General features: G+C 72.4%; 8 protein-coding genes and 1 pseudogene. 7 read left to right on the top strand and 2 right to left on the bottom strand.

The window, feature by feature from the left end; genetic code table 11:
* Both ACWGL3_RS28055 and ACWGL3_RS28060 read left to right on the top strand, forming a co-directional pair.
* Nucleotides 1-234, top strand: a pseudogene (locus ACWGL3_RS28055) (hypothetical protein); the annotation flags it as partial.
* Between the two features lie 88 nt (nucleotides 235-322).
* On the top strand, nucleotides 323-2,077 hold the full coding sequence (locus ACWGL3_RS28060) for a glycoside hydrolase family 6 protein (RefSeq protein WP_452461987.1): 1,755 nt from the start codon (nucleotides 323-325) through the stop codon (nucleotides 2,075-2,077).
* A gap of 113 nt (nucleotides 2,078-2,190) precedes the next feature.
* On the opposite strand, the gene ACWGL3_RS28065 is transcribed toward ACWGL3_RS28060, so the two are convergent.
* Nucleotides 2,191-3,192 (bottom strand): LacI family DNA-binding transcriptional regulator, encoded by a 1,002-nt coding sequence (locus ACWGL3_RS28065; RefSeq protein WP_267945287.1) that lies wholly within the window; start codon nucleotides 3,190-3,192, stop codon nucleotides 2,191-2,193.
* A gap of 239 nt (nucleotides 3,193-3,431) precedes the next feature.
* Here ACWGL3_RS28065 and ACWGL3_RS28070 point away from each other — a divergent pair, with 239 nt between their 5' ends.
* The 4 genes from ACWGL3_RS28070 to ACWGL3_RS28085 are packed head-to-tail and all read left to right on the top strand — an operon-like array spanning nucleotide 3,432 to nucleotide 7,515.
* Nucleotides 3,432-4,715 (top strand): sugar ABC transporter substrate-binding protein, encoded by a 1,284-nt coding sequence (locus ACWGL3_RS28070; protein ID WP_267945286.1) that lies wholly within the window; start codon nucleotides 3,432-3,434, stop codon nucleotides 4,713-4,715.
* A 38-nt stretch (nucleotides 4,716-4,753) separates the two neighbouring features.
* Nucleotides 4,754-5,656, top strand: coding sequence for a carbohydrate ABC transporter permease (locus tag ACWGL3_RS28075; RefSeq protein ID WP_267945285.1), 903 nt, complete (start codon nucleotides 4,754-4,756; stop codon nucleotides 5,654-5,656).
* A gap of 3 nt (nucleotides 5,657-5,659) precedes the next feature.
* Nucleotides 5,660-6,562 (top strand): carbohydrate ABC transporter permease, encoded by a 903-nt coding sequence (locus ACWGL3_RS28080; RefSeq protein WP_267945284.1) that lies wholly within the window; start codon nucleotides 5,660-5,662, stop codon nucleotides 6,560-6,562.
* Nucleotides 6,563-6,591: 29 nt separating this feature from the next.
* Nucleotides 6,592-7,515: a nucleoside hydrolase gene (locus ACWGL3_RS28085; RefSeq protein ID WP_267945283.1), complete on the top strand. Its 924-nt coding sequence runs from the start codon at nucleotides 6,592-6,594 to the stop codon at nucleotides 7,513-7,515.
* Between the two features lie 129 nt (nucleotides 7,516-7,644).
* Here ACWGL3_RS28085 and ACWGL3_RS28090 read toward each other — a convergent pair whose 3' ends face one another.
* Nucleotides 7,645-8,337 carry a haloacid dehalogenase type II gene (locus ACWGL3_RS28090; RefSeq protein ID WP_267945282.1) on the bottom strand — a complete coding sequence of 231 codons (693 nt, stop codon included), beginning with the start codon at nucleotides 8,335-8,337 and terminating at the stop codon, nucleotides 7,645-7,647.
* A 412-nt stretch (nucleotides 8,338-8,749) separates the two neighbouring features.
* On the opposite strand from ACWGL3_RS28090, the gene ACWGL3_RS28095 reads away from it, so the two are divergent.
* A complete protein-coding gene (locus tag ACWGL3_RS28095) occupies nucleotides 8,750-9,703 on the top strand; it encodes a GNAT family N-acetyltransferase (protein WP_452461988.1) in 954 nt (317 codons plus the stop codon).
* Nucleotides 9,704-9,719 lie beyond the last annotated feature (16 nt).

Here is a 9,719-nt window from a genome sequence, read left to right on the forward strand (position 1 = left end):
GCCGGGCTGCTGCTCCCGGTCACCGCGATCACGCTGGCCCAGGTGGGCGTGGTCCTGGTCGTGCTGTCCCCCCGACATCCCCCTCCCCCCACACCCCTCGCCCGGCGTCGCACCATGGTGGTCGGGTTTTCTTCGCCTGCCGTGTGGGAGCGCTCCCACATCCCCTGGCGCACCGCGCCCCTGCCAGTACGAGGTCGTCATGCCCCGCGCACCTCCGTCCCCGTCCACGTCTGAGCGGACCTCACGCAACCGTCGCCCGCACCCCCGGTCGACACTCCGCAAGCTCCTTTTGGTCACCCCCCTCCATGAGGAAGAAGACGACATGAGCAGGATCCACCGTGGCGCGAGCACACGCTCGCGGACACGACGAGGCCTCGCCGCGGCCTCGGCCCTCGTACTCGGCACCACCTTGGCACTCCTTCCCACCACGCCCGCGAGCGCCGCCCCGGGCTGCGAGGTGGACTACCAGGTCAACGACTGGGGCTCCGGTTTCACCGCGAGCGTCGAGATCACCAACCTGGGAACCGCCCTCAACGGCTGGACCCTCGACTGGTCCTTCCCCGGGAACCAGCAGGTCACGAACCTGTGGAACGGTACGCACACCCAGTCGGGGCAGGACGTGTCGGTGACCGCCGCCGGTCACAACTCGTCGATCTCCACGAACGGGACCGTCTCCTTCGGGTTCAACGCCTCCTACTCCGGGAGCAACGCCGCACCGTCGGAGTTCACCCTCAACGGCGTGGTGTGCGACGGATCGGTCGACCCCGGTCCCGGACCCGACCCGGACCCGGACCCCGACCCGGAACCGGGGGACCGCGTGGACAATCCGTATGAGGGCGCGGATGTGTACGTGAACCCGATCTGGTCGGCCAACGCCGCCGCCGAGCCCGGCGGGGACGCGATCTCCGACCAGCCCACGGGTGTGTGGCTGGACCAGATCAGCGCGATCGAGGGCAACGACAGCCCCACCACCGGGTCGATGGGCCTGCGCGAGCACCTGGACGAGGCGGTGGCCCAGGCCGCGGGCGAGCCCATGGTCTTCCAGGTGGTGATCTACAACCTGCCCGGCCGCGACTGCGCGGCGCTGGCCTCCAACGGCGAGCTGGGACCGGACGAGATCGACCGCTACAAGGAGGAGTACATCGACCCGATCGCGGAGATCCTGGCCGATCCGGCCTACGCGGACCTGCGGATCGTGACGACGGTGGAGATCGACTCGCTGCCCAACCTGGTCACGAACGTGTCCCCGCGCGAGACGGCCACGCCCGAGTGCGACGAGATGCTGGCCAACGGCAACTACGTGGAGGGCGTGGGCTACGCCCTGGCGCAGCTGGGCGCGATCGACAACGTCTACAACTACGTGGACGCGGGCCACCACGGGTGGATCGGCTGGGCCGACAACTTCTCGGCCTCGGCGGCGCTGTTCTACGAGGCGGCCAACACCGCCGGCGCTTCGCCGGACGACGTGCACGGGTTCATCGCGAACACGGCCAACTACTCGGCGCTGGTGGAGGACAACTTCTCCATCGGCCAGACGGTGGCCGGAACGCCGGTGCGCCAGTCGCAGTGGGTGGACTGGAACCAGTTCACCGACGAGCTGTCCTTCTCCCAGGCGCTGCGCGAGGAGCTGGTCTCGCAGGGGTTCGGCTCCGACATCGGGATGCTGATCGACACCTCCCGCAACGGCTGGGGCGGACCGGACCGCCCCACGGGTCCGGGTCCGCAGACGAGTGTGGACGCGTTCGTGGACGGGGGCCGCTACGACCGGCGGATCCAGTCGGGCAACTGGTGCAACCAGTCGGGTGCGGGGCTGGGCGAGCGCCCGCAGGCCTCCCCCGAGCCGGGCATCGACGCCTATGTGTGGATGAAGCCCCCGGGCGAGTCGGACGGCTCCAGCGAGTTCATCCCCAACCCCGAGGGCAAGGGCTTCGACCGCATGTGCGACCCGACCTATGAGGGCAACCCCCGCAACGGGTACAACATGAGCGGCGCGCTGGCCGACGCCCCGATCTCGGGCCACTGGTTCTCGGCCCAGTTCCAGGAGCTGCTGGACAACGCCTACCCGCCGCTGAACTGACGCCTCCCCGCCCCTCCGAGGTGCCGAGGGGGATAACTGAACAGGACGCCCGTCCGCTCACCGAGCGGGCGGGCGTCCGCCACGGGAACCCCGGGCGGCGCGCGGGGCGCGGCTCACGCTGATCCGGGAGCCGGCCCGCCGCTGGAGGCGCGTGCGACGAACTCGAAGCCCAGGACCTCGTGCACGGGGTCGTCGTTCACGGTGCGGCCCGCGAGGATCTCCACCACGCGCCGCGCCATGGCCTCCGTGGGTTGCTGCACCGTGGTCAGGGCGGGGATCGACACCAGGCAGTTGCGGGTGCCGTCGAACCCCACGACGGCCAGGTCGTCGGGGACCGTCAGTCCCGCCCGGTGGGCCGCGTACAGGACGCCGAACGCCTGCTCGTCGGTGGTGCAGTAGACGGCACGCGGCCGGTCCGTCCCGCTCAGCAGCGTGTAGGCGGACTCCGCGGCGTCGTGCCGTGAGATCTCCGAGCGGATCGTCCACGCGCGCACGCCCTCCGCGCCCGCGACCGCCCTGTCGAAGCCCGCCCGGTGCTGCCGCGCCCCGGTGGACTCGACCGGGCCGTTGAGCAGCACGATGCTCCCGTAGCCGTGCGCCAGGAGGTGCTCGGTGGCCCGCTGGGCGGCGGCCTCGTAGTCGATGGTGATCGACGAGGCGCGCTCGCGGTCCGAGATCGGGTGCAGCGCGACGACGGGGATGCCGGCCTCGAAGAACTCGCCGAGGTCGGGTTCGTCGCACACCGAGACCAGCACGACCGAGTCGACCTGGCGCTCGACGAGCGAGCGGGTGTGGCGGCGCTCCTGCTCCGCCGAGAGCGCGGAGTCGGCGATGAGCAGCAGGTTGCCCCGGACCCCCGCGGCGTCCTCGATGGCGCGGGCCAGTTCCGCGAAGTAGGGGTTGCAGATGTCGGGCACGATCAGCCCGATCGAGTGCGTCCGGCCGCTGGAGAGGGAGCGCGCCAGCGCGTTCGGCCGGTAGCCGAGCTCGGCCGCCGCGTCGAGGACCTTCTGCCGGGTCGCCGGGGCCACCCCGCGCGGTCCGTCGTTGAACACGTAGGAGACCACGGCGGTGGAGGTACCCGCCCGTCGCGCGACGTCCCGTGCTGTCGCCATGCGGCACCAGTCCCTTCCGTTCTCCCTAGCGTGAGGGTAGCCGTCCCCGCGGGCGGCCCGGGTGCGGGGGCGCCCGGAGGGCGCCGGGTCACGAATCGGGCCCCCGACCTTGTCATTTACCGTTCACATGAGGTTTGCTAGCTTATATCTAAGCGCATAGATCGCTGACTTCCCGGTGAAGGCCTCCGCGACCCAGCAGTGCCGTGCGAGCCGGAACCCGCCTCGAAAGGTCACCGTCCATGAGAAAACGACAGAGAGTCCTGGCGTCCGTCGCCGGAGCGGCATCCCTGGCACTGATCGCGGCCTGCTCCCCGGGCTCCGGTGACGGGGGCGGGGACGGGACGATCCAGTTCCTCGGCCCGGAGGACCCGGCCTTCTTCGAGCCCCTCATCGAGGCCTTCGAGGCATCCCACGAGGGCTACACCGTCGAGTACACCCAGGTGCCCTTCGACCAGTACAACAGCACGGTCCAGCAGCGGCTCTCCGCGGGCGACGAGTCCATCGACGTCTACGCGGTCGACCAGCCCCGCGTGCCGTGGATGGCCGCCCAGGGGCTCCTGGAGGACCTCTCCGACCTGGAGGACCGCGCCCGCGAGGCCACCACGGAGGGCCAGTACTCCACCGGGATCCACCAGGACAAGCTCTGGGCCCTGCCCGTGTGGAACTCCACGCAGCTGATGTTCGTCAACCAGGACGCCCTCGCCGCCGCCGACATCGAGGGACCGGGCACCGACCCCTCCGAGCGCTGGACGTGGGAGCAGACCGCGGAGGCTGCCGAGGCGGCCCAGGAGGCCGGCACCGAGTGGGGCCTGCTCCTGGAGCAGACCGACTTCTACTACCAGCTCCAGCCGCTCATGGAGTCCAAGGGCGGCGGGAGCGGGGTCGTCGGCGAGGACATGCTCGACCAGGACGTCGCCAACGCCGAGTGGGTCGAGGCCATGGAGTGGTTCGGCGCGACCTTCGAGGACGGGCTCTCCCCGCGGGGCGTCGGCACCTTCGAGACCAGCCCCCTCTTCTCCGGCGGGGACGTCGCCTTCTTCGTCGGCGGCCCCTGGGACCTGGGGGAGTTCGCCGACTCCGACGTGGACTGGACGGTCGCGCCGATGCCCTACTTCGAGGGCGGCGAGGAGGTCACCCCCTCCGGGTCGTGGTCCTGGGGCGTCAACCCCGCCTCGCAGGCCAAGGACGCCGCACGCCTGTTCCTGGAGTACGCGGCGCTGGACCCCGCCGGCAACCTCGCCAGCACCGAGCGCCAGACGATCATCCCGGCCAACACCGAGGCCGCCGAGGAGTACCTGCCGCGCATGGACGCCCTGGCGGGCGACCGGAGCGCCGGAGCCGCCGACCTCATCTCCCACGAGGTGGCCAACACCGGGGTGGTGCGGCCCGTCACGGTCGGCTACGCCCAGTTCGAGGAGGTCATGAACACGGCCTTCGCGGACATCCGCAACGGCTCCGACGCCGCGTCCCGGCTGGAACAGGCCGGGGAGCAGCTCGAAGACGCCTGGGCCCCGCTGCGATGAGCGGTCCCTCCACACGGGCCGGGGACGGCGGGCGGGCCGTGAGCGCCCGCCCCCGGCCCGGCCACTACCGGCGCCCGTGGTGGCGCGGGACCGCGGCGGTCGCGCTCGCGTTCCTGCTGCCCTCGCTGGTGGCGCTCACCCTCCTGCGGCTGCTGCCCGGCGCGACGGCCCTCTGGGAGAGCCTGCACCACACGTCCCTGCTGTCCGGCAGGAGCTTCGTCGGACTCGGCAACTACCTCGACCTGTTCGCCAACGCCGACTTCCGCGGCGCGGTGGCGGTGACCCTGCTCTTCACCCTGGTGGTGAACCCGCTGCAGGTGGCGGTCTCCGTCGCGCTGGCGGTGCTGTACACGCGCCGCCGCATGGCCGGCTCCAAGGTGTGGCGTGCGCTGGTGATCCTGCCGATCGCCACCCCGCCCGCGGTCTCCGCCGTGGTCTGGAGCGTGATCTTCCGTCCCGAGGGCGGGCTCGCCAACGCCCTGCTGGCGGTGGTCGGACTGCCCCCTCAGGGGTTCCTGACCTCACCCGACCAGGCGCTGGCCTCGATCATCGTCCTGCTGTCGTGGATCGGCGTCGGCTACTGGATGCTGTTCCTCATCGCGGGGATCAACGACATCCCGGCCGAACTCTACGAGGCGGCGGAGCTGGACGGGGCGTCGCCGGTGCGCGCGTTCCTCAACGTCACCCTGCCGATGCTGCGCAGGCCGCTCTCGTTCGTCCTGGTCGCGGCCACCGTCTCCAACCTGCTGGTCTTCGCGCCCGTGCAGATCCTCACCGGGGGCGGGCCGGAGGGGTCCACGAACCTCCTCATGTACGACATCTACTCCCGCGCCTACTCGCTCGGCGACATGGGGCGCGCCCAGGCGGAGGTGGTCGTGCTGGTGGTGATCACCCTCGTGATCGTCGCCGTCCAGTTCCGCATGCTGCGAAGTGAGGACTGAGCGATGCCGACGAACACCTCCTCCGGCCCCGGGGCGCCGGCCGCCCGGGCGGACCGCCCCGCAGGGCGGACACGGCGGCGCCCCCGCACACGGAGGGCCCTGATCACCGCCACGGGCGCCGTGGTGGGACTCGTCTTCGTGGTCCCGCTGCTCTGGGTGCTCACCAACTCCCTCAGGCCGAGCGCCGACACGTTCCGCTTCCTGTCGCCGGTCGGCTGGGAGACCTTCCTGACCCTGACACCGGCCCTCGACAACTACACGGCCCTGGTGGGGACGGGCCTGGGCCGGGGCATCCTCAACTCGCTGCTCATCAGCGCGGTCACGGTCGTGGTGGGGCTGGTGCTGTGCGCCACGGCCGCGTTCGGGCTCTCCGCGCTGCGGTTCCGCGGCCAGGGCGCGGTGTTCGCGGTGATCGTGGTCAGCTTCCTGATCCCGTTCGACGCGATCGCCATCCCGCTCGCGGACCTGTTCCGCGACTGGAACCTCCAGAACACCTTCACCGGGCTGATCCTGCCCGGCCTCGGCAACGGCATGGCGATCTTCATGCTGCGCAACTTCTTCCTCGCCGTCCCGGAGGAACTGGTGGAGGCCGGCCGCCTGGACGGCCTCAGCTGGTGGGGCGTGTTCTGGCGGATCTACCTGCCCCTGTCCAGGCCCGCGCTCATGGGGGCGGGCCTGATGCTGTTCCTGTTCCAGTGGCAGGCCTACGTGTGGCCGCTGCTCATGGGGACGGACGCCGAGCACGTCGTCGGCCCCGTCGCCCTGGCCAACATGCAGGGCCAGTTCAGCGTGGACTACGGCCTGATGTTCGCCGGGTCCGTGGTGCTGATCCTGGTGCCGCTGGTCGTGATCCTCTCCCTCCAGAAGTACTTCATCCAGTCCGTCTCGACCTCGGGGCTCAAGTGAGCCCGTCGAACCACACGAAAGGCTCCTCCATGCCCGCCGCCCCTACCGCCCGCGCCGTCGTCCTGGACACCGACATCGGAACGGACGTGGACGACGCCATGGCGCTCGCCCTGCTCCTCGGACTGCCGGGGGTGGACCTGCTCGGGGTCGCGACGGTGTACGGGGACACCGCGCTGCGCGCGCGGCTGGCCCGGCGCTACGGGGCCCTGGCCGGGCTCGCCCTGCCCGTGCGGGCCGGGGAGGGGAAGCCGCTCTCCGGCCGCGAGGTGTGGTGGGCGGGGCACGAGGGGTCGCTGCACACGGGCCTGGACGGGGAGGCCTACGAGGACGGGCCCGCCGTCGAGTGGCTGGTCCGCACGGTGGCCGAGCGGCCCGGGGAGGTCGACGTCCTCGCCATCGGTCCGCTGACCAACATCGCCCTGGCGCTGGAGGCCGATCCCGGCTTCGCGGAGAACGTGCGCACCCTGTGGGTGATGGGCGGCGCGTTCGACGACGTCGAGAGGACCGAGCACAACTTCCGGAGCGACGCCCTGGCCGCACACCGGGTCTTCTCCTCGGGCATCCGCGCCGTGGTCACCGGCCTGGAGGTCACGCGCAGGGTGAAGGTGCTGGAGCCGCACCTGCGCCGACTCGGGGCCGCGGGCGCGCTCGGCGGCGCGCTGGCCGCCGACATCGACCAGTGGTGGAAGTTCTGGGACGAGCAGTGGAACGTGCCCCACGACCCGGTGGCGGTCCTGAGCATGGTCAGACCGGAGCTGTTCACACTGTCCGAGCCGGGCACGGTCCTGATCGAGACGGAGGGGGAGGACGCCGGGGCGAGCGTCTTCAGGCCCGGCGGCGGCGGTCGGACCCGCCTGGTCCGGGACCTGGACACGGCCGAGGTCCCGGAGGAGATCGTGCGGGGGATCGTCGCGGCGGGAACCGGGCGCGAGCCGGCGGCGGCAGAGGCCTGAAGCCGCCCGGGCTCCCCGGGAGGGGATGACGGGGGCCTGCGCGTCCGGGGGCCGCTGCGTTCCACGGCCCCCGGGTGCGGGCCCCCGTGCTGCGGGGGAGCGCCACGCGCGGGCCCCGGTGCCGCGGCCTCAGGCCGCCCCGAGGGCCGCGGCCAGGTCGTCGAGGCTCTTCGCCTCCAGGTCGAACGCGTCCGCCGCCCCGGGCGGGTCCCCGACGGGGCGTTCGACGTAGGCGGTCCTCATGCCCACCGCCTGGGCGCCCCGGAGGTCCCAGGCGTGGGCGGCGACCATGAGCAGGCGTTCCGGCGCGCAGCCCGCGTTGGCGATCGCGAGCCGGTAGACGTCGGGACGGGGCTTGTAGCTGCGCGCCTCCTCGGCCGAGAGCACCTGGTGCCAGCGCAGACCGGCGTGGGCGCCGATGCGGGTGAGCGCCGCGCGGCTCGCGTTCGACAGACCCACCACCGGGAAGCGGGAGGCGATCCTGTCCAGTGCCCGGACGGAGTCCGGCCAGGGGTCCAGCCGCTGCCCGGAGGCTGCCAGGGCGCGGATCGCGTCGGCGTCGCCGACACCGGCCCGGGCCGCGACGCGCGTCGCCGCCTCCAGGTCGAGCACCGTGCTGTCGGCGTAGGCGCGGCGGCCCGCGAGGATCTCCCGCTGCTGCTCGTCGACGTGTCCGTGCCACAGCGCGGCGAGCTCGCCCACCCCGGCCTCGTCGGTGTCCGGGAGCAGTGCGCGCAGGCCGCGCCTGAGACCGGCGGGTTCGTCGACCATGGTCCCGAGGATGTCGAAGACGACCACGTCGATGTCGGAGTGGGGTGTCAAGGGAGTCGCTCCTGGGCGTCTCGGCCCGCGCGGTCCGGCGCGCGGGGCCCCGTCGGAGGGGCGCGGGGTTCGGCGCTGTGCCGGGTTCGCGGGCGAGCATAGTGCGCCGGTCCCCCCGTGTCAGGCGCGTTCGTCCGACCTGCCGGTCCGCTGCCGGTCCCGGCCGGGACCGGCCTCGCGTTCTCCGCCCCTGGAGGCACGAGCTCCGGGCGGCACGCCGCGCCTTCGCGGGTCCACCGCTCAACCCTGCGTCGATCATCCTCGCCCCGGTCCCCGCGACCGGTCGGCGAGGGGCACGGCCGCCCGGCCTCCGCCGCCACGGGAAAGCGCATCGGGCCTCTGACCACGCGGAACTCGCGGACCCCGGAAAATGGCTCGACGGCCGCGCGGAGCCCTGCCACAGTGACGCGGTATGACGAACCCGGAACTTCTGACCGCCGCGGACGTGCGGCTCATGCAGGGTCTGGCGCAGCGTGTCACCGCCGTCCGCCCGGACCTGGTGAACAGCGACGCGTCATTCGGCGAGCTGGCGTGGAACTGGGGCAGGGGGCACGCCGCCGTCGGCGCGAGCTGGCGGCGCCGGCTGTGGTTCTCCGGCGGGGAGCTGGTGGCGTGGGGCTGGGCCCACCTGCCACGCCGTGTGGAGCTGAGCGACGGGTCGGTGAAGGACGTCACCAGCACCTATCTGGCGTACCAGGTGCATCCCGACCACGCAGGGCTGGTCGACGAGGTGATCGACTGGTACGACACCACAGCGGCCGGTCTCGAGCGCTCCGTGCTGCCGGGAGCCGCCGACGGGTTCGCCCTGCGGCGGTGGACGGAGCACGGGTACACGACCGATCCGGCCTCCCTCGGCGACACGGGGGACTGGACCCAGCTCAACGTGCGGGACCTCGCCGTCGTGGAACAGCCGGTGCTGCCGGCCGGATACCTGTTCCGCACCGCCGACGAGGCCGGGCCGGAGGCCGCGGTCCGGGCCCACCTGGACGCCTGGGCCCCCTCGGCGTACACGGCCGAGGGGTACCGGGGCGTCCGGCAGACGGACGGGTACCGCGGCGACCTGCACCTGCTGGTGGAGGCGCCGGACGGGACGATGGCGGCCTCGGCCGTCATGTGGCTCGACGAGGCGAACAGGACCGTCGAGTTCGAGCCCGTCGGGACGCACCCGGACCACCGGCGCCTGGGACTGGGAAGGGCGATGCTCCTGCACGGGATGCTTCTGGCGCGGGCGGCCGGGGCCGTTCAGGCGACGGTCGCCTGCCTGGGCGCGCCGGGCCATCCCGGGGCGCGCGGACTGTACTACAGCGTCGGGTTCCGGGAGTTCACACGGGACGCGCCGCTCGTCAAGGCCGGGACCCCGGGCTGAGGGCCGGCCCTCAGCC

It is taken from the genome of Nocardiopsis sp. NPDC055824, assembly GCF_053616335.1.

What these genes read in the sequence shown, in the direction of transcription:
- ACWGL3_RS28060 (WP_452461987.1), top strand. Translation starts at nt 323, where the DNA reads ATGAGCAGGATCCACCGTGGCGCGAGCACACGCTCGCGGACACGACGA.
- ACWGL3_RS28065 (WP_267945287.1), bottom strand. Translation starts at nt 3,192, where the DNA reads ATGGCGACAGCACGGGACGTCGCGCGACGGGCGGGTACCTCCACCGCC.
- ACWGL3_RS28070 (WP_267945286.1), top strand. Translation starts at nt 3,432, where the DNA reads ATGAGAAAACGACAGAGAGTCCTGGCGTCCGTCGCCGGAGCGGCATCC.
- ACWGL3_RS28080 (WP_267945284.1), top strand. Translation starts at nt 5,660, where the DNA reads ATGCCGACGAACACCTCCTCCGGCCCCGGGGCGCCGGCCGCCCGGGCG.
- ACWGL3_RS28085 (WP_267945283.1), top strand. Translation starts at nt 6,592, where the DNA reads ATGCCCGCCGCCCCTACCGCCCGCGCCGTCGTCCTGGACACCGACATC.
- ACWGL3_RS28095 (WP_452461988.1), top strand. Translation starts at nt 8,750, where the DNA reads ATGACGAACCCGGAACTTCTGACCGCCGCGGACGTGCGGCTCATGCAG.